Annotated in this window: 20 protein-coding genes and 1 pseudogene; 14 read left to right on the top strand and 7 right to left on the bottom strand. The window is 67.7% G+C overall.

What is annotated here, in order from left to right:
• Positions 1 to 219: 219 nt before the first annotated feature.
• Positions 220 to 444: a hypothetical protein gene (locus ACYP5B_RS27565; protein ID WP_459571817.1), complete on the bottom strand. Its 225-nt coding sequence runs from the start codon at positions 442 to 444 to the stop codon at positions 220 to 222.
• A gap of 142 nt (positions 445 to 586) precedes the next feature.
• Between ACYP5B_RS27565 and ACYP5B_RS27560 the strand changes: the two genes are divergently transcribed.
• From ACYP5B_RS27560 to ACYP5B_RS27505, 12 genes are all read left to right on the top strand, one after another.
• Entirely contained in the window at positions 587 to 1,381 is a 795-nt protein-coding gene (locus tag ACYP5B_RS27560; protein WP_459571816.1) for a class II aldolase/adducin family protein, read from the top strand.
• 90 nt (positions 1,382 to 1,471) lie between these two features.
• Complete coding sequence (locus ACYP5B_RS27555) at positions 1,472 to 3,037, top strand: ABC transporter substrate-binding protein (RefSeq protein ID WP_318235562.1); 1,566 nt, start codon at positions 1,472 to 1,474, stop codon at positions 3,035 to 3,037.
• Positions 3,038 to 3,068: 31 nt separating this feature from the next.
• Complete coding sequence (locus tag ACYP5B_RS27550; protein ID WP_043354633.1) at positions 3,069 to 4,043, top strand: ABC transporter permease; 975 nt, start codon at positions 3,069 to 3,071, stop codon at positions 4,041 to 4,043.
• Positions 4,040 to 4,882: an ABC transporter permease gene (locus ACYP5B_RS27545; protein ID WP_174428021.1), complete on the top strand. Its 843-nt coding sequence runs from the start codon at positions 4,040 to 4,042 to the stop codon at positions 4,880 to 4,882. Before ACYP5B_RS27550 ends, ACYP5B_RS27545 begins: the two co-directional genes overlap by 4 nt.
• Complete coding sequence (locus tag ACYP5B_RS27540; RefSeq protein WP_459571815.1) at positions 4,879 to 6,540, top strand: dipeptide ABC transporter ATP-binding protein; 1,662 nt, start codon at positions 4,879 to 4,881, stop codon at positions 6,538 to 6,540. The genes ACYP5B_RS27545 and ACYP5B_RS27540 overlap by 4 nt, the downstream gene beginning before the upstream one ends.
• Complete coding sequence (locus ACYP5B_RS27535; protein ID WP_459571814.1) at positions 6,537 to 7,550, top strand: 2-hydroxyacid dehydrogenase; 1,014 nt, start codon at positions 6,537 to 6,539, stop codon at positions 7,548 to 7,550. Before ACYP5B_RS27540 ends, ACYP5B_RS27535 begins: the two co-directional genes overlap by 4 nt.
• A 159-nt stretch (positions 7,551 to 7,709) precedes the next feature.
• Positions 7,710 to 9,119, top strand: coding sequence for an aspartate aminotransferase family protein (locus ACYP5B_RS27530; RefSeq protein WP_459571813.1), 1,410 nt, complete (start codon positions 7,710 to 7,712; stop codon positions 9,117 to 9,119).
• Positions 9,119 to 10,051, top strand: coding sequence for a DMT family transporter (locus ACYP5B_RS27525; RefSeq protein WP_459571812.1), 933 nt, complete (start codon positions 9,119 to 9,121; stop codon positions 10,049 to 10,051). Before ACYP5B_RS27530 ends, ACYP5B_RS27525 begins: the two co-directional genes overlap by 1 nt.
• A 4-nt stretch (positions 10,052 to 10,055) precedes the next feature.
• Entirely contained in the window at positions 10,056 to 10,781 is a 726-nt protein-coding gene (locus ACYP5B_RS27520) for a GntR family transcriptional regulator (protein WP_459571811.1), read from the top strand.
• Positions 10,778 to 11,806: a histone deacetylase family protein gene (locus tag ACYP5B_RS27515; protein ID WP_400096919.1), complete on the top strand. Its 1,029-nt coding sequence runs from the start codon at positions 10,778 to 10,780 to the stop codon at positions 11,804 to 11,806. The genes ACYP5B_RS27520 and ACYP5B_RS27515 overlap by 4 nt, the downstream gene beginning before the upstream one ends.
• Positions 11,803 to 12,864 (top strand): phosphotransferase, encoded by a 1,062-nt coding sequence (locus tag ACYP5B_RS27510; RefSeq protein ID WP_459571810.1) that lies wholly within the window; start codon positions 11,803 to 11,805, stop codon positions 12,862 to 12,864. The genes ACYP5B_RS27515 and ACYP5B_RS27510 overlap by 4 nt, the downstream gene beginning before the upstream one ends.
• A 20-nt stretch (positions 12,865 to 12,884) precedes the next feature.
• A complete protein-coding gene (locus ACYP5B_RS27505; protein WP_459571809.1) occupies positions 12,885 to 14,192 on the top strand; it encodes an aspartate aminotransferase family protein in 1,308 nt (435 codons plus the stop codon).
• A gap of 18 nt (positions 14,193 to 14,210) precedes the next feature.
• Here ACYP5B_RS27505 and wrbA read toward each other — a convergent pair whose 3' ends face one another.
• Entirely contained in the window at positions 14,211 to 14,831 is a 621-nt protein-coding gene (gene wrbA / locus ACYP5B_RS27500) for an NAD(P)H:quinone oxidoreductase (protein ID WP_400096922.1), read from the bottom strand.
• Positions 14,832 to 15,058: 227 nt separating this feature from the next.
• On the opposite strand from wrbA, the gene ACYP5B_RS27495 reads away from it, so the two are divergent.
• Both ACYP5B_RS27495 and ACYP5B_RS27490 read left to right on the top strand, forming a co-directional pair.
• Positions 15,059 to 15,319, top strand: coding sequence for a ubiquitin carboxyl-terminal hydrolase 14 (locus ACYP5B_RS27495; protein WP_318238236.1), 261 nt, complete (start codon positions 15,059 to 15,061; stop codon positions 15,317 to 15,319).
• Positions 15,320 to 15,379: 60 nt separating this feature from the next.
• Positions 15,380 to 15,901, top strand: a complete 522-nt coding sequence (locus ACYP5B_RS27490) for a DsbA family protein (protein ID WP_318238237.1) — start codon at positions 15,380 to 15,382, stop codon at positions 15,899 to 15,901.
• Positions 15,902 to 15,921: 20 nt separating this feature from the next.
• Here ACYP5B_RS27490 and ACYP5B_RS27485 read toward each other — a convergent pair whose 3' ends face one another.
• The 5 genes and pseudogenes from ACYP5B_RS27485 to ACYP5B_RS27465 all read right to left on the bottom strand — a co-directional run.
• Complete coding sequence (locus ACYP5B_RS27485; protein ID WP_400096923.1) at positions 15,922 to 16,620, bottom strand: GntR family transcriptional regulator; 699 nt, start codon at positions 16,618 to 16,620, stop codon at positions 15,922 to 15,924.
• 57 nt (positions 16,621 to 16,677) lie between these two features.
• Entirely contained in the window at positions 16,678 to 17,676 is a 999-nt protein-coding gene (locus tag ACYP5B_RS27480; protein ID WP_459571826.1) for a 2Fe-2S iron-sulfur cluster-binding protein, read from the bottom strand.
• Between the two features lie 89 nt (positions 17,677 to 17,765).
• Entirely contained in the window at positions 17,766 to 18,245 is a 480-nt protein-coding gene (locus tag ACYP5B_RS27475) for a GlcG/HbpS family heme-binding protein (RefSeq protein WP_400096924.1), read from the bottom strand.
• 64 nt (positions 18,246 to 18,309) lie between these two features.
• Positions 18,310 to 19,770, bottom strand: a complete 1,461-nt coding sequence (locus ACYP5B_RS27470) for an aldehyde dehydrogenase family protein (RefSeq protein WP_459571825.1) — start codon at positions 19,768 to 19,770, stop codon at positions 18,310 to 18,312.
• An 82-nt stretch (positions 19,771 to 19,852) separates the two neighbouring features.
• Positions 19,853 to 19,994 (bottom strand): annotated as a pseudogene (locus tag ACYP5B_RS27465) (iron-containing redox enzyme family protein); the annotation flags it as partial.

Raw genomic sequence — 19,994 nt, 5'->3', positions numbered from 1 at the left:
GGGAAGGCAGCATGCTTCGGGGAAGAACTGAACCAGGGGCAAGGCCGCAGGCGGAAAGTCGTGGGGTGCGACTGGGGTCCGGTCCAGACAGCCGGCCGCGCGTATTCGCAGCGCCGCTGTGCGCGCATCTTCGCACACTCCAGCCCTGAACCCTGCTTATATTTCCAGCAGCGGCATTTCTCCGTGCTGCGAGAGTGCCGGATGGCACCTCTGCGCTGGTCATGTGCTCAATACGGCGCTTGCGCGACGTTTGCCGGTCACCAAACCCTGCAATTTCTGCGTGCCACCAAGCAGTGCGCCGCGCCCCATCCCCGATCCCTGGCCCGCAAACACGCCGGCCAACGCCCATTTTTTGCGCGTCGCACCATTTCCAGGCAAGCCTCCAGCATCGCCCGGCGGCGTGCCATCCACGCCCATGCAAGACGAGATTTTGTTAGGAATCAAGGCCTTGCACCCCGCACCGCAACAAATCCGGCTGCAAATTGAACACGTGGCCTGAACTTTGCGTAATCGGTATAAGTGCCAACTGTCGACAGCTGACCATCGACCTACAGTGACCTAATCGCCAATCCAAGGAAACACAAACATGGGCAACAACGTCTCTTCCCGCCTGGTTCCCGCCATCTCCGAGGCCGAGCAACGGGTGCGTGAAGATCTCGCCGCCGCATACCGCCTGGTCGCCCTGTATGGCATGGACGACAGCATCTACACCCATATCTCGGCCCGGGTGCCGGGCACCGAGGACCGCTTCCTGATCAACCCGTTCGGGATGTTGTTCCGGGATATCACCGCGTCTTCGCTGGTGTGCATCGACCTGGACGGCAACATCATCAGCGGCCCGCCCGGGCAAGACGTGAACCCCGCTGGCTTCACCATCCATAGCGCCGTGCACGCTGCCCGGCATGACGCCGTCTGCGTGCTGCATACGCATACCGTGGCAGGCGTGGCGGTATCGTCGCTGGCCTGCGGCTTGCAGCCGTCCAACCAGTGGGCGCTGCAATTCCATGACCGGGTGTCGTACCACGACTTCGAGGGCATTGCGCTGGACCATGAGGAGCGCGTGCGCCTGGTGGCCGACCTCGGCCCGGACAAGCGCGCCCTGATCCTGCGCAACCATGGCCTGGTCACACTGGGCCGCAGCGTGGCCGAGGCGTTCATCCTCATGCACAACCTGGAGCGCGCCTGCCGCGTGCAGGTGGCGATCCAGTCCAGCGGCCAGCTGGTCAATCCGGTGCCCCAAGCCATTTGCGAGAGGACCGCGCGCCAGTACGAGAGTGGCGACACCAACCGCCTGCCCGGCGCGGCCGACCCGTACGCGCGGGAATGGCGCGCCTTGCTGGAGCGGCTGGAGCCGGCCGCTGCCACGTCGTACCGCGACTGAGGCCCTGCCCGCCCCGCCCGCCTTACCCGTTACGTCTTGCCTGTTACGTCTTGCCAGTCATCTATCCCTAGCCCCCAGGAGAGTTCCGCAATGAATCGTCGCCAACTGATCAAAATGGGTGTTGCCACCACCGGGCTGTCGCTCGCCGGCGTGCCGTTCCACGTCCTCGCGGCCGGCAAGAAGGGCGGCGTGATCAACGCGCTCGTCCAGCCTGAGCCTTCCGGCCTGATGATCGGCATTACCCAGAACGGCCCCACCCAGCTGATCTCCGGCAACATCTACGAGGGCTTGCTGCGCTATGACGAGAAGTTGGAACCGCTGCCGGCGCTGGCGACCTCCTGGACGGTGAACCCGGCCGGCACCCTGTACACGTTCAAGCTCAAGCCCAAGGTCACCTGGCATGACGGCAAGCCGTTCACCGCGGCAGACGTGGTGTTCTCCGCCGATGTGTTCCTGCGCAAGACGCACGCCCGGCTGCGCGCCAACCTGGCGGCGGTGGAGAGCATCCGCGCGGTGGACCCGTTGACGGTGGAGTTCAAGCTGAAGTACCCGTTTAGCCCGTTCCTCGGCATCTTCGAAGTGGGCACCATGCCCATGGTGCCCAAGCATATCTACGAAGGCACGGATTTCCTGACCAACCCCGCCAACGCCAAGCCCATCGGCACCGGCCCGCTGAAGTTCAAGGAATGGGTGCGCGGCTCGTACATCCAGCTGGTGCGCAACGATGCGTATCACCAGCCCGACGTGCCGCTGGTCGACAGCGTGTACTTCCACGTGATCCCCGATGCCTCGGCGCGCGCCGCGGCGTTCGAGTCCGGCAAGGTCGACCTGGTGCCCGGCGGCGCGGTGGAGTACTTCGATGTGGCGCGCCTGAGCAAGCTGCCCGGCGTGCAGGTCACCACCAAGGGCTGGGAATTCTTCGCGCCGCACTCGTGGTTGTGGGTCAACAACCGCAAGGCGCCGATGGACAACATCAAGTTCCGCCAGGCGCTGGCCTTTGCCATCGACCGCGACGCGATCGCCAAGGTGGCATGGCAAGGCTATGCCAAGAGCGCCACCGGCCCCTTCAACAGCCACATCAAGTACGCCAGCACCGACGTGGCCAAGTATCCGCGCGACCTGGCTCGCGCCAAGCAGTTGCTCACCGAATCCGGCTACAAGGGCGAAACCCTGCGCCTGCTGCCCCTGCCCTACGGCGAAACCTGGACCCGCTCCGCCGAGATCGTGCGGCAGAACCTGCAACAGGCCGGCGTGAAGATCGAGATGACCCCCACCGACGTGGCGGGCTGGGGCGAGCGGCTGAACAAGTGGGACTACGACCTGGCCTTCACCTACGTCTACCAGTACGGCGACCCGGCGCTGGGCGTGGCGCGCAACTACACCTCGGACAATATCGCGCAGGGCTCGCCGTTCAACAACGTCGAGGGCTATCGCAACGCCAAGGTCGACGAGCTGTTCCAGGCTGGCGCGCGCGAGATCGACCCGGCCAAGCGCGCGGCGATCTACGTTGAGGTGCAGAAGATCCTGGTCGACGAGATGCCGGTGGTGTGGCTGCACGAGCTCAACTTCCCCACGCTGTACCGCAGCCGCATCAACAATCCCATCAGTTCCGGCATTGGCCTGAACGACGGCATCGGCCGCGCCTGGCTGGCGTGATGGCAGTCATCTTCATCTCTGGGGCAAAGCCATGAGTCGTACGCAGCGCATGCTAGGCCGGGTGGTACAGGGCGTGATCGCAATCCTGGTCATCGCGACCGTCAATTTCCTGCTGATCCGGGCCGCGCCGGGAGACCCCGTCTCGGTGATGGCCGGCGAGGCCGGCGCATCCGACCCGCAGTTCGTGGCGCAGTTGCGCACGCAGTTCGGGCTGGACAAGCCGGTGCCGGAGCAGCTTGCCACTTACCTCGGGCACGTGGTGCACCTGGACCTGGGCTACTCGTACCGCCAGCAGCAGCCGGTGCTGGACCTGATCCTGCAGCGCCTGCCCGCCACGCTGATCCTGACCGGCAGCGCCTTCCTGCTCTCGGTGCTGTTCGGCGTGGTGCTGGGGGCGTGGGCGAGCCGGCGCGCGGGGAGCTGGGTGGACAACGCCATCACCCTCTTCGCGCTGGTGTTCTACGCCACGCCGCTGTACTGGCTGGCGATGATGGCGGTGCTGCTGTTCTCGGTCAAGCTCGACTGGCTGCCCGGCTTTGGCTACTTCACCGTGGGGGCGGACCTGCATGGCCTGGCGCTGGTGTTCGACATTGCCACGCACCTGGTGCTGCCCGCGCTCACGCTGGCGCTGTTCTACATGGCGGTGTATGCCCGCATGACGCGCGCCTCGATGCTGGAGGTGGCGCAGATGGATTTCGTCAAGACCGCGCGCGCCAAGGGCGTGCGGCCCGGGCGCATCCAGCGTGCCCACATCCTGCGCAACGCCCTGCTGCCGGTGGTGACGCTGGCCGGCATCCAGGCCGGCGGCATGATCGGCGGCGCGGTGCTGACCGAGACGGTGTTCGCCTGGCCCGGCATTGGCCGCCTGATGTTCGACGCCCTGCTGCAGCGTGACTACAACCTGCTGCTGGGCTGCTTCCTGGTCACCGCGGCCATGGCCGTGTTGTTCAACCTGTTGACCGACTTTGTCTACACGCTGGTCGACCCGCGGATCGAGATGCAATGAAAAACACTTTCTGGCGGCGGTTCTGCCGCAACAAGGCAGCCGTGCTCGGCATGGTGGTACTGGTGGGCTTTGCCGTGCTTGCGCTGTTCGGCCCGTGGATGGCCGGGCACGATCCCTGGGACATGGTGCAGCAGCCGTTCCTGCAGCCGATGCAGGAGCCCGGCTTTGCCATGGGCACCGACACCATGGGGCGCGACATCCTGGCGGGCGTGATCCACGGCGCGCGCATCTCGCTGCTGATCGGCGTGGTGTCCACCGTGGTCTCGCTGCTGATCGGCGTAACGCTGGGCGCTATCTCAGGCTACTTCGGCGGCTGGATCGATGCGGCGCTGATGCGCTTTACCGAGCTGTTCCAGGCGGTGCCGAGCTTTGCGCTAGCGCTGGTGCTGGTGGCGATCTTCGAGCCGTCGATCGGCTCCATCGTGGCTGCCATCGCCATCGTCTCCTGGCCGCCGGTGGCGCGGCTGGTACGCAGCGAGTTCCTCACGCTGCGCCAGCGCGACTTTGTGCAGGCCGCCAAGCTGGCCGGGCAGTCGACGCCGCGCATCATCCTGTCGCAGATCCTGCCCAATGCCAGCTCGCCGATCGTGGTGATGGCCTCGCTGATGGTGGCGACCGCCATCCTGCTGGAATCCAGCTTGAGCTTCCTAGGCCTGGGCGACCCCAACCACATGAGCTGGGGCTATATGGTGGGCTCGGCGCGCACGGTGCTGCGCCAGGCCTGGTGGATGGCGGTGTTTCCCGGCACGGCCATCCTGCTGACGGTGCTGGCGCTCAACATGGTGGGCGAAGGCCTGAACGACGCGCTCAACGCGCGCCTTGGCGGGAGTGGACGATGAGCACACCGGTACTAGATATCCAGGACCTGAGCATCCGCCTGCCGGCCGGCGGCGACCGCGCCCTGGCGGTGCAGGGCGCCTCGCTGATGCTTGCGGCCGGCCAGACACTATGCGTGGTGGGCGAGTCGGGCTCGGGCAAGTCCATGATCGCCAATGCGGTGATGGGCCTGCTGCCGCGCCCGCATGTGGAGCCGGTTGCCGGGCGCATCCTGTTTGAGGGCCAGGACCTGCTGCAACTGGATGACGACGCCATGCGCGAGTTGCGCGGGCAGAAGATAGGCATGGTGTTCCAGGAACCCATGACGGCGCTCAACCCGGTGATGCGCATCGGCGACCAGATCGCCGAAGTGTTCGACGCGCACCAGCGGCTGGGCGCGGCCGACAAGCGCAAGCGCATCGTGGCGGCGCTGGCCGACGTCGGCCTGCCCGATCCGGAGCTGCTGTACGACAGCTATCCCTTCCGCCTGTCGGGCGGCCAACGCCAGCGCGTGATGATCGCGTGCGCCATGGCGCTGGAACCGCGCCTGTTGATTGCGGACGAGCCCACCACCGCGCTCGACGTGACCACCCAGGCGCAGATCCTGCAACTGATCCGCGATCTGCAGAAGCGGCGCGGCATGGCCGTGCTGTTCATCACGCACGATTTTGGCGTGGTGTCCGAGATCGCCGACCAGGTGGTGGTGATGCAGACCGGCACCATCGTCGAGGCCGGGCCGGCCGCGCGCGTGCTGACCGATCCGCAGCATGCCTATACACGCAAGCTGATCAGCGCCATTCCCGGCGGCCACTTGCGCCAGCCTCCCGTGGAGGTCGAGGTCAACCGCGTGCTGCAGGTGCAGGACCTGTGCAAGACCTATCGCACCGGCGGCAGCCTGCTGCGGCGCGGGCGCGAGGTGCAGGCCGCGCGCAACGTGAACTTCGAGCTGCTGCGCGGGCAGACGCTCGGGCTGGTGGGCGAATCGGGCTCCGGCAAATCCACGGTGGGCCGTTGCATCGTCGGCCTGGCGCCGTTCGACAGCGGGCGCATCGTGATCAACGGGCGCAACCTGTCGCAAGGCGGCGGGCTGCTGCAGCGCGCGGGCGGCAAGCTGCAGATGGTGTTCCAGGATCCGTACGCATCGCTCAATCCCCGGCATCGGATCGGTGCGGCCATCGCTGCCGGCCCCATCGCACAGGGCGTGTCGCGCCAGGAGGCACAGGCTCGCACGCTGGAGTTGCTCGGGCTGGTCGGGCTGGGACCGGAGGCGGCCGAGCGCTACCCGCACGAGTTCTCCGGCGGGCAGCGCCAGCGCATCGGCATTGCAAGGGCGCTGGCGATGCAGCCGGAGCTGCTGGTGGCGGACGAGCCCGTCTCCGCGCTGGATGTGTCGGTGCAGGCGCAGGTGCTGGAGCTGTTCGCCAAGGTGCGCGAGCAGTTCAAGCTGGCCATGGTCTTCATCACCCACGACCTGCGCGTGGCGGCGCAGATGTGCGACAAGATCGCCGTCATGCAGCGGGGCGAGGTGGTTGAGTACGGCGAGACGGCCCGCGTGCTGAGCGCGCCCGAGCATCCGTACACGCGCAAGCTGATCGAAGCCATTCCGCGCTTGACCCGGGCGCAGGAAGTTGCGGAGGCACCGGAGCCAGGCCGCCTGGAAGCGGTCGGAGGCTACGCATGACCCGTACCGACCCCGACAATCTGGCCGACACATTGGACACGATGGAGACGATGGACACGACGACAAATAAACCACCCTGCGTGGCACTGCTTAGCAGCGTGCTCGACATGAACTACCTCGTCCCCGCCTTCCGCGCGGAGGCGCCCGGGCTGGACCTTCGGGTCGGCCCCGACCTGGGAGCGCTCGACGACATCGATGCCGCGGTCTGCTGGGCGCCCCCGCCTGGCGTGCTGGCGGCCATGCCAAGGCTGCGCCTGGTGCAGTCGCTGGGCGCGGGCATCGACCACCTGCGCAGCGATCCGGACCTGCCGTGCGGGCCAACCGTCTGCCGCATCGTGGATACCGCCATGGCCGGCAGCATGACGGCCTACGTGACGTGGGCCGTGATCCAGCATCAGCGCAGCATGGGCGCGTATCTGGCCAGCGCGGCAGCCGGGCAGTGGCAGGAGCAGCCCATCGTGGCGCCATCACGGCATCGCGTGGGCATCGCAGGGCTTGGCACGCTGGGCATTGCCAGCGCCCACGCGCTGCAGGCGGTGGGCTATGCGGTGCGCGGCTGGAGCCGCAGCCCCAAGGCGGATCTGCCCGAGGGCGTCGAAGCCTTCCACGGCCAGGACGGGCTGGATGCCTTCCTGGCGGGCTGCGACGCACTGGTCTGCCTGCTGCCGCTCACCGCGCAGACGCAAGGCTTCCTGTGCGCCGACCTGTTCGCCCGCCTGCCGCGCGGCGCGCATCTGATCAACGTGGGCCGCGGCAGCCACCTGGTCGAGGCCGACCTGCTGCGCGCGCTGGACGACGGCACGCTGGGCGCGGCCACGCTGGACGCCTTCCAGCACGAGCCGCTGCCATCCGAGCACCCGTTCTGGCGGCATCCGCGCGTCACAGTCACGCCGCACGTGGCGGCACGCACCGATTCGGCCACGATCGCGCGCCAGACGCTGGATAATCTGGCCCAGCTGTGCCGCGGGCAGCGGCCTGCCGTGGCAGTCGACCCGGCACGGGGATATTGATTCGTATGGTTGATCGGCCTTTCATGTTCGCCCACCGTCCGGCAACGCGCCGCCTGACGCCAACCGCTGGTACGACCAAGCCATGCGGAAGTCCGATGAAACTTTGCTTTGCATGCTCCCTGCCCCGCCACCCGATACCTACAACAGGACGTCACTGACATGACCGTCGCCTTGCCCTCGCACGCTGCCCTTGCCGCCGACGATATCGCGGCCCATCTGCATCCCTTTACCAACCTGGCCGCCCACCCCGGCGTCGGCCCGCTCGTCATCACCAAGGGCGACGGCATCTATGTGGAGGACGACCAGGGCAAGCGCTACCTGGAGGGCATGTCGGGCCTGTGGTGCAGCTCGCTCGGGTTCAGCCATGCGCGCGTGATCGAGGCCGGCGTGCAGGCCATGCGCACGCTGCCCTACTATCACACCTTCAACCACCGCTCCAACCCGGCGGCCATCATGCTGGCCGAGAAGCTCGTCGCGATGGCGCCGGTGCCGATGTCCAAGGTGTTTTTCGCCAACTCCGGCTCGGAGGCCAACGACACCGCCGTCAAGCTGGTCTGGTACTACCACAACGCCATCGGCAAGCCGGACAAGAAGAAGATCATCGCGCGCACCAACGCCTATCACGGCGTCACGGTGGCGGCGGCGAGCCTTAGCGGCCTGCAAGCCAATCACCGCGATTTCGACTTGCCGATCGACCGCATCCTGCGCGCCGGGTGCCCGCACCACTACCGCTACGGCGCGCCGGGCGAGAGCGAAGCCGCCTTCGCCAGCCGCCTCGCGCAGGAACTGGAAGCGCTGATCCAGGCCGAGGGCCCGGACACCATCGGTGCCTTCATTGCCGAGCCGGTGATGGGCGCGGGCGGCGTGATTGTGCCGCCGGCCACCTACTTCGCCGAGATCCAGGCCGTGCTGCGCCGCCATGACATCCTGCTGATCGCCGACGAGGTGATCTGCGGCTTCGGGCGGACCGGTGCGATGTTCGGCTCCACCACCTACGGCATGCAGCCCGACATACTCACCTGCGCCAAGGCGCTGTCCTCCGGCTACATGCCGATCTCGGCTGTGATGGTGTCGGAGAATGTGCACGTGGCGATTGCCGCCAACAGCGGCAAGATCGGCACCTTTGGCCATGGCTTCACCTACTCGGGCCATCCGGTCACCACGGCGGTGGCGCTCGAAACGCTGCGCGTCTACGAGGATGACCGCATCCTCGATCACGTGAACGCGGTCACGCCCCGCTTCCAGCAGGCGCTGCGGGCTTACGCAGGGCGCGCGCTGGTGGGCGAGGTGCGCGGGGTCGGCCTGCTGGGCGCGATCGAGCTGGCGGCGGATCCGGCGGCGCGGCGCGCTTTCGACCCGGCGCAGAAGGCTGGCCCGCGCCTGGCGCGGCTGGCGCAGGAGCAAGGCCTGATCGTGCGCGCCATGGGCGACACCATCGCCTTCTGCCCGCCGCTGATCATCACCGAGGCGCAGATCAACGAGTTGTTCGCGCGTTTCGAGCGCGCCATGGTGGCGGCCGAGCGTGAGTTCCCGGCCAGCAGCAATGGCGGCAACAAGGCTGCGGCCTGATGACCGGCCCGGCCAATCCGTCGCTGCGGCTTACCACGGCGAGCGCGCGCCGCGACGGCATCGTGCTGTTCTTCTGCGCGCTGGTGGCGTTCGCCAGCTACGACGCCTTCTGCAAGTGGATGCTGCGCGACCACTCGGCGCCGATGATGAACCTCACCCGCTATGTGTCGGTGAGCGTCATCGCGCTGGTGTGGCTGGTGCGCGCAGGCGACCTGAAGCTGTGGCGCGCGCCCTGCAAGTGGCTGCTGCTGGCGCGCGGGCTGGCCCTTGGCATCGTGGCCAGCTGCTTCATGGCGGCGCTGGTGTACATGCCCTTGGCCGAGGCCACGGCGATCTACTTCACCGCGCCGCTGATCATGGTGGCGCTGTCGCCGGCGGTGCTGGGCGAACGGGTGGGCTCCGCGCAGTGGGCGGCGGTGCTGGCCGGCTTTGGCGGCATGCTGCTGATCGTGCGGCCCGGCGGCGACCTGCCCTTTGCCGGCACGGTGCTGATGATGGTCTCGGCCGTGTGCTACGCGGCCTTCCAGCTGCTGACGCGCCGGCTAGCCGGCGAGGTCGCGGGGCCGGTGCTCTACGCCTGGACCGCGCTGATCTGCCTGGTGGTGACCGGCGTGCCCGCGCTGGCCACGCTGCCCGAGGTCATGCCGTGCGCGCCGGACATCTTGCTGATGATGGCCGGCGGCGCCTGCAGCGGCCTGGCCCAGCTGCTGCTGCTCGCCGCCTTCCGGCGCGTTGCCGCCTCCACGCTCGCGCCGCTCAATTACTTTCAACTGCTGCTCGCCGTGCTGATCAGCACCTTTGTCTTCCAGCGCCCGCCCGATGGCATCGCGCTGGCGGGCATCGTGCTGATCATGCTGTCGGGCGGCTACCTCGCGTTGCGCGCACGGCCAGCGCCGTCGGTGCATCCCGTCGTAGCCCGACCCAAGGACTAAGCCCATGTCTGATTCCGCGTTCGAAGAATCCTCTCCCTTTGCCTCCATCGAGGTCTCCGACCTGGTGGCCGCGGTGGAGGCCCAGCTCACCCAGGCCATCGTCGAAGGCCGGCTGCCACCCGGCAGCCGCATTGTCGAGGCGGACATCGCCCGCCGCATGAATGTCAGCCGCGCGCCGGTGCGCGAGGCGGCGCGGCGGCTGGAACGCCAAGGCGTGCTGGTCTCGCGCCCGCGCCATGGCTTTGCGGTACGCACGGTGACGGTGCGCGAGATCGATGACCTGTTCCAGGTAAGGCTGAACCTGGAGCTGATGGCGGCATCGCTCGCCTGCAAGCAGGCGCCGGAGGCCGGACTCAAGCAGCTTGTGGCCATGGTCGACCGCATGGTGCAGGAGGCCGAATCACTGCCGCAGATCGAGCGGGTGGCGCGCGACCTGGCGTTCCACACGGCCATCTGCGAGCTGTCCGGCAATGCCTACCTGCACCGCATGTTCTCCATGATGCAAACGGAGATCCGCATGATCGTGGCGCTGATCGACAGCGTGTACCACGACCCGAAGGCCGTGGCCGAGACCCACCGCCCCATCGCCGAGGCGATTGCGCGGCGCGACGAAGCCGCCGCGCAAGCCGCGGTGCGCTTCCATATCGATGACGCCTGGGTCCATGTCCGGGCGGTGTTCATGCAAAAACAAGGCGTCGCCGAGGCGCCCCCGATGGAGTCCGTCCTATGAAAGTCGTCTACAGCGATCTGCATCTCGACCACGATCCGCACGCATTCATGGTGCGCGGCAGGATGAAGCGCAGCAACGAGCAGCCCGAGCGCGCCCTGCGCCTGCTGGCGGCAGTGCGCGCCGACGGCCACGACGTGATCGCCCCCGCCGATCACGGCCCGGGCCCGCGCGCCGCGATCCACACGCCGGAATACCTGCGTTTCCTGGAAACCGCGTATGACCGCTGGCAACTGCTGCCCGACGCCTCCGAAGAGGTCTTGCCCAACATCCATCCCTTCCCCGGGCAGCCCTGCACCTACCCCGACAGCGTGGTCGGCCAGGCCGGCTTCCATATGGGCGACGCCGCCTGCTCCATCGGGCCCAACACCTGGCGCGCGGCGGCCGGGTCTGCCGACGTGGCCACCCACGCCGCGCAACTGGTCGCCGACGGGGAACGCGCCGCCTACGCGCTGTGCCGCCCGCCCGGCCACCACGCCTATGCGGACCGCGCCAACGGCTTCTGCTACCTGAACAACACCGCCATTGCCGCGCAGCACCTGCGCCGCCACCATGACCGCGTCGCCATCCTCGACATCGACATGCACCACGGCAACGGCACGCAGGGCATCTTCTATCGCCGCAACGATGTGCTGACCGTGTCGCTGCATGGCGACCCGATGCTGTTCACGCCCTTTTTCACCGGCCATGCGCACGAGCGCGGCGAGGCGCAAGGCCTCGGCTACAACATCAACCGCCCGCTGGCACGCGGCACCGGCGACGAGGCCTACCTGGCGGCGCTGCGCGACGTGTGCCAGAGCATCCGCGCCTTCGCGCCCGGCGCGCTGGTAGTGGCGCTGGGGCTGGACGCGCACGAGCGCGATCCGTACCAGGCGCTGGCCGTCACCACGCCCGGCTTCGCCCTCATCACTGCGGAAATCGCGCGGCTGGGCCTGCCGACGGTGCTGGTGCAGGAAGGCGGGTATCTCTCCGACGACCTCGGGCCCAACCTGTCCAGCGCGCTGCGCGGCTTCGCGAGCGCAGCATGAACGGGCCGGCAAGCGCGGCGCTGGCCGCCGCCGATGTGCTTAGCGAAGGCTCGCCCGAAGTCCCTGCGGCGTGGGCGATGGCGCTGCTCACGCAGCACTATGGGCTGGCGGGCCGGCTCTCCCCGCTGAGCGGCGAGCGCGACCGGAACTTCCTGCTCGAGACGCCGGCGGCAAGCTACATGCTCAAGGTCTCCCATCCCGCCGAGCTGCCGCTGGTGGCGGACTTCCAGACCCAGGCGCTGCTGCACATCGCCGCGACCGATCCCGCCCTGCCCGTGCAGCGCATCGTGCCGACCCTGGCGGGCCAGCCGTCGCTGATCGCGCAGCCGCCGGGCGGCGAAGCGCGCGTGGTGCGCCTGTTCAGCTACCTGCCGGGCGAGCCGCTGCCCAAGGCGCAGCGCTCGCAAGCGCAGGCACGGGCGCTGGCGCGCACGCTGGCACGGCTCGACCTGGCGCTGCGCGGCTTGCGCCATCCCGCCGGCGAACTGGAGCTGCCATGGGACATCCAGCGCGCCGACCGCGTGCGCGGGCTGCTCGACAGCGTCCCGGACGCGGCGCGCCGCGCGCTGGCAACGCGCGCGCTGGATCGCTTTGCCGCCAACGTGCAGCCCCGGCTGGCGCGCCTGCGGGCCCAGCCGATCCACAACGATTTCAATATCTATAACGTGCTGGTCGACCCGCAAGATCATGCGCGCATCGCGGGGGTGCTGGATTTTGGCGACATGGTCCATGCGCCGCTGATCGACGACCTGGCCGTGGCCGCCGCCTATCAGGTCGACCCGACCGGCGACACGATGGCCACGCTGGCGGACTTTGTCGCCGCGTACCACGCGGTGCTGCCCCTGGAGGCGGACGAGATCGCCGTGCTGTTCGACCTGGTGCAGGCCCGGCTGGTGATGGTGGTAGCCATCAGTGGCTGGCGCGCCGCGCGGCATCCGGAGAACGCCCCTTACCTGCTGCGCAACAACGCGGTCTCCTGGCAACGGCTGGCGGCCTGTGACGCCATCCCGACGGAGCAAGCGCGCAACGTCCTGCGCCAGGCCTGCGGGCTGGCTTGACCACGACACCAAGGAATCCGATGACCATTGCCGCAGCTATCCCCTGCGTTGCCGAACTGGCCGAGCGGCGCGCTCGCGTGCTCGGGCCCGCGTACCGCCTGTTCTACGACGAGCCGCTGCACATCGTGCGCGGCGAAGGCGTATGGCTTTACGGCGCCAGCGGCGAGCGCTACCTCGATGCGTACAACAACGTGGCGTCCGTCGGCCATTGCCATCCGCATGTAGTCGATGCCATCGCCCGCCAGGCGGCGCAGCTGAACACGCATACGCGCTACCTGCACGAGGGCATCCTGGATTACGCCGAGCGCCTGCTGGCCACCATGCCCGACGCGCTGGGCCATGCCATGCTCACCTGCACCGGCAGCGAGGCCAACGACCTTGCCATGCGCATCGCCCGCGCCCACACCGGCGCGCAAGGGCTGATCATCACGCGCTTTGCCTATCACGGGGTCACCGCGTCCATTGCCGAGGCATCGCCCTCGCTCGGGCGCTACGTGAAGCTTGGCGACAACGTGCGTACCGTGCCCGCGCCCGACAGCTTGCGCGTGCCGGCCGCACAGGTCGGCGCGGCCTTTGCCGAAGGCGTGCGGCACGCCATCGAAGACCTACGCGCGCACGGCATCCGCCCCGCCGCGCTGCTGGTCGATACCGTGTTCTCCAGCGACGGCATCTTCACCGATCCGCCCGGCTTCCTGCGGGAGGCGGTGGCCGCCATCCGCGCGGCCGGCGGCGTGTTCATCGCCGACGAGGTGCAGCCGGGACTGGGGCGCACCGGAGACGCGTTCTGGGGCTTCCAGCGTCATGATGTGGTGCCCGACATCGTCACCGTGGGCAAGCCGATGGGCAACGGCCATCCGCTCGCCGGGCTGGCCGTGCGCCCCGAGGTGCTGGAAGCCTTTGGCCGCGAGTGCCGGTATTTCAATACCTTCGGCGGCAACCCGGTTTCCGTCGCCGCCGGCATGGCCGTGCTTGATGTCATCGAGCAGACGCAACTCATGGCACAGGTGCGGCGCGTTGGCGCGTACCTGCGCGAGCGCCTGGCGGGCGTGGCGGCGCGGCACCCGCTGATCGGCGATATCCGCGGCGCGGGGCTCTTCGTGGCGGTCGAGTTTCTCGATAGCGGCGATGCCAGCCGGCCGGCGACGGCGCTGACCGCGCGCATCGTCAACGGGCTGCGCCGCCGCCATGTGCTGGTTGGCGCCACCGGCGAAGCGGCCAACATCCTGAAGATCCGCCCGCCGATGGTGTTCACCGAAGCGCACGCCGACCTGCTGGCCGACACCCTGGACGCGGTGCTGGCCGAGGTGGAGAACGAGCGCCCGGCCTGAAAGGCCCGAAACGCCCGGCTAGCGCGCCGCCAGCTTCGCCGCGATGCCGGCCACGTGCCGGCCCTGGTACTTTGCGATCGCCAGCTCGTTCTCGCTGGGCTGGCGCGAGCCATCGGCCGCCGTCATGGTGGACGCGCCATAAGGCGTGCCGCCGGTGATCTGGCTCATGTCCAGCAGCCGCGCTTCGGCGTAGGGCACGCCCACAATCACCATGCCCTGGTGCAGCAGCGTGGTGTGGAAGCTGGTAATCGTGGTTTCCTGCCCGCCATGCTGGCTGGCGGTGCTGGTAAAGACGCTGCCGACCTTGCCCACCAGGCCGCCGCTCATCCACAGCCCGCCGGTCTGGTCGAGAAAATTGCGCATCTGCGCGCACATATTGCCAAACCGCGTGGGCGTGCCGAACAGGATGGCATCGGCGTCGGCCAGCTTGTCCGGCTCCGCCATCGGCACATGGGCGAAGGCGGCGCGGGCGGCCTTGGCGCCACTCTTTTCCAACACGGCGTCTGGGACCAGCTCCGGCACCTGGAGCAACGTCACTTCGGCGCCATCGACTTCGCGCGCGCCTGCGGCCACGGCTTCCGCCATTTTGTAGACGTGCCCGTACATGCTGTAGAAGACCACCTGGATCTTGCAGGTCATGACCATCCTCCTGTGTGCAATGGAAAATGCAAAATGGGAAATGGGAAATGGAAATCGGGAACTCAGACCGGGACCGGCCATCCGTTGAGTCTAGGCGACGCAAGCGCGCCGCGCAGTGACAGCCGCGCTTCCCTTCGCATCTTCGCCGCCTACAATGAAAGACCCTGGCTCATCCGCGTGCGGCGCGGCGTGGGCCTGCCCTGCCGGGCCAACGTTGGAGTACCGCAATGACAACGGCGTGTGCGCACCTTGCATTGAGCCATCCCGTCACACCCAGCGCAGAAGGCTGCGAGGAATGCCTGCGCAGCGGCGACGAATGGGTGCATCTGCGCTTGTGCCTGTGCTGCGGCCATGTCGGCTGCTGCGACGAGTCGCCCAACAAGCATGCCACCCGGCATTTTCTTGCCACTGCGCATCCGGTGATCCAGTCGTTCGAGCCGGGCGAGACCTGGCGTTGGTGCTATATCGACAAGTTGTTCATTCCCTGAGGGGGGGCACAGCGCACGCGCAAGCCAACCCCCATGCGCCAATCCTGCAAGGAGAATGTCATGCTGTCGACGCCCGTTGAAAAGACCGACCATTTATTGGGGCCTGCATCGGCCCACGTCACCGTGGTGGAGTACGGCGACTTCGAATGCCAGTATTGCCGCCTGGCCTACGGCGGCGTGAAGATCCTGCTCGCCCGCTACCACGACCGCGTGCGCTTTGTGTATCGCCATTTCCCGCTGTCGGCCTGGCACCCGCTGGCGGAGGCCGCCGCGGAGGCGGCCGAGGCGGCAGGGGCACAGCACAAGTTCTGGCCCATGCACCAGCAGATATTCGAGCAGCATCACGGCATCAAGCCGGCGATGCTGCGGGAGTACGCCGCCGCGCTGGAACTGGACCTGGAGCGCTATGACTACGACATGAAGGCCCACACTTACCTGCAGCGCGTGCGCGAGCACCAGCATAGCGGCATCGGCAGCCATGTGCGCGGCACGCCGTCCTTCTTCGTCAATGGCGGGATACAGGACGTGACCTTCGGCATGGAGCATCTGGACCATGCCATTGCCGTGGCGCTGCGTAGCTAGGGGCCGGGGGTCGGCGGGGGCTAGGGGCCGACAGGCGTGGCCGCCTCCGCCGCGCTGTACACGTGGCGTGTGGCGAGCAGTGCGGCGAGGTCGGCGTCGCCCGCAATCACAGCGCGCAGGATCTGCGCGTGCTCGTCCCAGTTCTGCTGCGCGCGCAGCCGGTGCGCCGGCGCAAACACCAGCCCGGTGCGCTCGCGCAGCGAACGCATCATCTCCTGCAGCACGCTGTTGGCGGCGATGTTGCCGAGCACTTCGTGGAAGCGGAAATTCAGCGCGAGCAAGCGCTCGTCCTCCCCCCCGCACGCAGCCGCGCTGCCCTGGCGCAGGACCTCCTGCAACTCGGCGACCAGCCGTGGATCGCGCCGCTGCGCGGCCAGCTTGGCGTTCAGGCCTTCCAGCGTGGCGCGCACCTCCACCATCTCTCTGGCTACATGCTCCGACAGGCATGCCACCGACGCGCCCCGGCGCGGCTCGATGCGCACCAGCCCTTCGGCGGCCAGCGCGCGTAGCGCCTCGCGCACCGGCACGCGCGACACGCCCAGCTCGGCCGACAGCGTATGCTCCACCAGCCGGTCGCCCTGGCGGTACACGCCGCCGACGATGCGCTGGCGCAAGGTATCAGTCACCCGCGAAAACAGCGGCGAATGGCGCGAGCCGAGGCTGTCGCCGGAGGGGCCCGCCGGGTGGGCGGGTGGAACACTGCCGTGGTCGTCGGACATGTTCGTCTGGTGGGCGCGCGGGCCGGCCAGCGCCTTGGCCGCCCCCCGCGCAATGGTTCAGCTGCGTTGGAAGGTGAAGCTGTCGGCGTAGATATGCGCGCCACTGGCGCCTAGCCCGAGAAACGTCTCGCGGGCGTCGCGGATCATGTCGGGCGAGCCGCACAGGTAGATGGCATGCTCCGACAAGTCCGGCAGGTCGGCGGCAACGGCGTGCTGTACGTGGCCGCGCCGGCCGCTCCATGCGTCGTCGGCACGCGACAACACGGGGATGTACTGGAAATCGTAGAGACGCGCGCCCCACGCCTGGATCTGCTCGTGCAGGTAAAGGTCTGCCTGGGTGCGCATGCCCCAGTACAGCGAAACCGGCGGGCAATCCGGATCGTCCATCAGCGATTCGAGGATGCTCTTGATCGGCGCCAGCCCGGTGCCCGTGGCCACCATCACCAACGGGCGATAGTCGTCCTTGCGGAAATAGAAGCCTCCCAGCGGCAGCTCCACGTCAAGATGGTCGTCGGAGCGCAGGCCCGCAAGCAGGCGCTCGGTAAAGTAGCCGCCGGGAATGCGGCGCACATGCAGGTCCACGGTGCGATCCTTTGGCACCGACGCCATCGAGAAGCTGCGCGCGATGCCGTCGCCGGTAAAGATCTTGAGGTACTGCCCGGGCCGGTAGTCGAGCGCTTGCGCCTGCGGCAGCTCCAGCGTGAGGTGCACCACATCCGCGCTGAGCGACGCGATGTTGCGGATCACGGCGGTATGGCGCGCGGGCTCGGCGCACGGCTCGCCCGGGCGGGCCGTGCTGATCACCAGGTCGGTGGTGGGCCGCGCCTGGCAGGCCAGCGCAAAGCCCTCGCCCTCTTCCTCTGGCGTCAGGCCCATCGGATACTCCTCATAGGCCACCGTGCCCTCCACCAGCCTGATGCGGCATGTGCCGCAACCGCCAAAGCGGCAGTCATGCGCCATCGGCACATTGGCGCGCAGGGCGCCATCGAGCACCGATTCGTCGGCACCGACTTCAAACGATTGCTGGGATTCGATGAGATGGATGCGGTAGGACATGGCGGACTCGGAAGACGTGAAGAATGGGGCTAGTGGGCTGCCGCTTGTTACTTGGTCCATGGGACTTCCTATACGAAAGCCCCAAGGACCTACTTCTTGATATCGGCTTCGACCAGGACCTTCAGGTCTTCGCCGCCCAGCAGTTCCTGCAAGGCCTGCAGCGCGGCCACGCCGCATGCGGTGTCCTGCTCGCCATTGCCGCCGCTCAGGCCGATGCCGCCGATGACTTCGCCATTGACCACGATCGGGAAGCCGCCCACGAACACGGCGAACTTGCCCTCGAAGCTCCACTGGATGCCAAAGGCTTCGTTGCCCGGCAGCGCGGGGCCGTTGGGCGCCTGGTTGAACAGGTGGGTGGAGCGCTTGTGGCCGGCGGCGGTGAAGGCCTTGTTCCAGGCGATCTGCGGGCCGGTGATGCGCGCGCCGTCCATGCGTTCCAGCGCCAGCGGGTAACCGCCGTCGTCAACCACGCAGATCGATTCCAGCACGCCGATTTCCTCGGACTTGCGGATGGCTGCCGCCACCATGTGACGGGCTTCCTTCAGTTCCAGCTTGATGGCCTTTCTCATGTCCTGCTCCTGCTTGATGCGTTGATGCCGATTGACTATTGACTATTGACGCGTGCGCGCTGGCTCAGCAGCCGCGATAGACGGTCTTGATCTGGGTGTAGAACTCCAGCCCTGCCCGGCCCGACTCGCGGAACGTGGAGGTGCTGGATTGCTTCACGCCGCCGAACGGGGCGTTGATCAGGTTGCCCGTGGTGGTGCGGTTGATCTTGACCGTGCCCGACTGGATGTCATGCGCAAAGTCGTGCGCATAGCGCGGGTTGCTGGTCACGATGGCGGCCGACAAGCCGTATTCGGTGTCGTTGGCCTTGGCGATGGCGTCGGCGTAGCTGCTCACCTCGATGATGGCGATTACCGGCCCGAAGATTTCCTCGCGGGCAATGCGCATCTGCTGGGTGACGTCGGTGAAGATGGCCGGCGAGACATAGAAGCCCTTCTCGTATGGTGCACCGCCCAGGCGGTCGCCGCCGCACAGGTGCGTGGCTTCGGCCTTGCCGGCTGCCACGTAGCCGAGCACGGTTTCGAGCTGCTTGCGGGTGGCGAGCGGGCCCACATCCATGCCGGGCGTCATGCCGCTGCCGATCTTCAAGGTCTTGACCTTGGCCAGCAGCTTCTCGGTATAAGCTGCCTTGACCGAAGCCATCACCAGCACGCGGCTGGTGCCGGTGCAGGCCTGGCCGCTCAGCGACAGGCCGCCTTTGATGGTGAGGTCCACCGCGCGGTCCAGGTCGGCGTCTTCCATCACGATCAGCGGGTTCTTGCCGCCGAGCTCCATCTGGGTGCGCGTGCTCAGCGACACGCAGCGATGGATATGCTGGCCAGCGGCGGTGGAACCGGTAAAGGAAATCGCGCGGACTTCCGGGGCTTCCGTAATGGCTGCGCCCACATCGCCGGCACGGCCGGTGATGAAGTTGAGCACGCCCTTGGGGATGCCGGCTTCCACAAACGCCTGTGCCAGCCGGTAGCCGCTCAGCGGCGCGTCCGACGAGGGCTTGAACACCACCGTGTTGCCCGCGATCAGCGCCGGGGCGATCTTGCGCGCCGGGATCGATACCGGGAAATTCCACGGCGAGATCACGGTCACCACACCCAGCGGCTCGCGCTGGCTGTAGACGATCATGTCGGGATCGTCCTGGGGATACGTCTCGCCGGAGAACGACTGCCCTTCCACGGCGTAGAAACGGATGGTCTGCGCCGAGCGCAGCACTTCGTCCTTGCTCAGGTTGAGCGCCTTGCCTTCTTCGCGGGTCAGTTCCTCGGCGATCTGGTCGGCGTTGGCTTCCAGGTAGTCGGCGGCGCCGTTGAGGATCTTGGCGCGCTTGGAGATCGGGGTTTTCTTCCAGGCGTCGAACGCGGCCGCGGCGGCGGCCACGGCGGCCTGCGCGTCTTGCGCCGTGGAGGCCTGGAAGCGGCCCACGATATCGCCGGTATCGGCCGGGTTGACGTTGTCGAAGGTGCGCCCGCTGGCGCTCTTCGACCATTCGCCGTTGATGTAGTTATCGAATTCGTCTGTCTGTGCCACTGCCATGATGTCCAAGCCTCTATCCGGTCAGGCCCCGGGCGGGGCCGTCAATGCCAATGCGATGCTGCTTTTCCGCCCAGGGGCAGGATCAGGCAGCCATGTCCAGTTCCGGCAGGGGGATCTCCTGCGCGACATAGTCGTGATACAGCGCGGTGGTGTAGAGCAGGCGCATCTGGGCGCCGATCTCGCAGATCTTCAGGCAGCGCTGCTGCAGCTCGGGCGTGTTGGCG

The organism is Cupriavidus sp. 8B (genome assembly GCF_054589115.1).
This window is presented reverse-complemented; position numbering and strand designations above follow the sequence as displayed.

Excerpts from the sequence above, each read along its gene's own strand:
- ACYP5B_RS27510 (WP_459571810.1), top strand. The coding sequence starts at position 11,803 with ATGAACGGGCCGGCAAGCGCGGCGCTGGCCGCCGCCGATGTGCTTAGC.
- ACYP5B_RS27535 (WP_459571814.1), top strand. The coding sequence starts at position 6,537 with ATGACCCGTACCGACCCCGACAATCTGGCCGACACATTGGACACGATG.
- ACYP5B_RS27555 (WP_318235562.1), top strand. The coding sequence starts at position 1,472 with ATGAATCGTCGCCAACTGATCAAAATGGGTGTTGCCACCACCGGGCTG.
- ACYP5B_RS27485 (WP_400096923.1), bottom strand. The coding sequence starts at position 16,620 with ATGTCCGACGACCACGGCAGTGTTCCACCCGCCCACCCGGCGGGCCCC.
- ACYP5B_RS27525 (WP_459571812.1), top strand. The coding sequence starts at position 9,119 with ATGACCGGCCCGGCCAATCCGTCGCTGCGGCTTACCACGGCGAGCGCG.
- wrbA (WP_400096922.1), bottom strand. The coding sequence starts at position 14,831 with ATGACCTGCAAGATCCAGGTGGTCTTCTACAGCATGTACGGGCACGTC.
- ACYP5B_RS27515 (WP_400096919.1), top strand. The coding sequence starts at position 10,778 with ATGAAAGTCGTCTACAGCGATCTGCATCTCGACCACGATCCGCACGCA.
- ACYP5B_RS27470 (WP_459571825.1), bottom strand. The coding sequence starts at position 19,770 with ATGGCAGTGGCACAGACAGACGAATTCGATAACTACATCAACGGCGAA.
- ACYP5B_RS27560 (WP_459571816.1), top strand. The coding sequence starts at position 587 with ATGGGCAACAACGTCTCTTCCCGCCTGGTTCCCGCCATCTCCGAGGCC.
- ACYP5B_RS27545 (WP_174428021.1), top strand. The coding sequence starts at position 4,040 with ATGAAAAACACTTTCTGGCGGCGGTTCTGCCGCAACAAGGCAGCCGTG.
- ACYP5B_RS27495 (WP_318238236.1), top strand. The coding sequence starts at position 15,059 with ATGACAACGGCGTGTGCGCACCTTGCATTGAGCCATCCCGTCACACCC.
- ACYP5B_RS27540 (WP_459571815.1), top strand. The coding sequence starts at position 4,879 with ATGAGCACACCGGTACTAGATATCCAGGACCTGAGCATCCGCCTGCCG.
- ACYP5B_RS27490 (WP_318238237.1), top strand. The coding sequence starts at position 15,380 with ATGCTGTCGACGCCCGTTGAAAAGACCGACCATTTATTGGGGCCTGCA.
- ACYP5B_RS27530 (WP_459571813.1), top strand. The coding sequence starts at position 7,710 with ATGACCGTCGCCTTGCCCTCGCACGCTGCCCTTGCCGCCGACGATATC.
- ACYP5B_RS27480 (WP_459571826.1), bottom strand. The coding sequence starts at position 17,676 with ATGTCCTACCGCATCCATCTCATCGAATCCCAGCAATCGTTTGAAGTC.
- ACYP5B_RS27505 (WP_459571809.1), top strand. The coding sequence starts at position 12,885 with ATGACCATTGCCGCAGCTATCCCCTGCGTTGCCGAACTGGCCGAGCGG.
- ACYP5B_RS27550 (WP_043354633.1), top strand. The coding sequence starts at position 3,069 with ATGAGTCGTACGCAGCGCATGCTAGGCCGGGTGGTACAGGGCGTGATC.
- ACYP5B_RS27475 (WP_400096924.1), bottom strand. The coding sequence starts at position 18,245 with ATGAGAAAGGCCATCAAGCTGGAACTGAAGGAAGCCCGTCACATGGTG.
- ACYP5B_RS27520 (WP_459571811.1), top strand. The coding sequence starts at position 10,056 with ATGTCTGATTCCGCGTTCGAAGAATCCTCTCCCTTTGCCTCCATCGAG.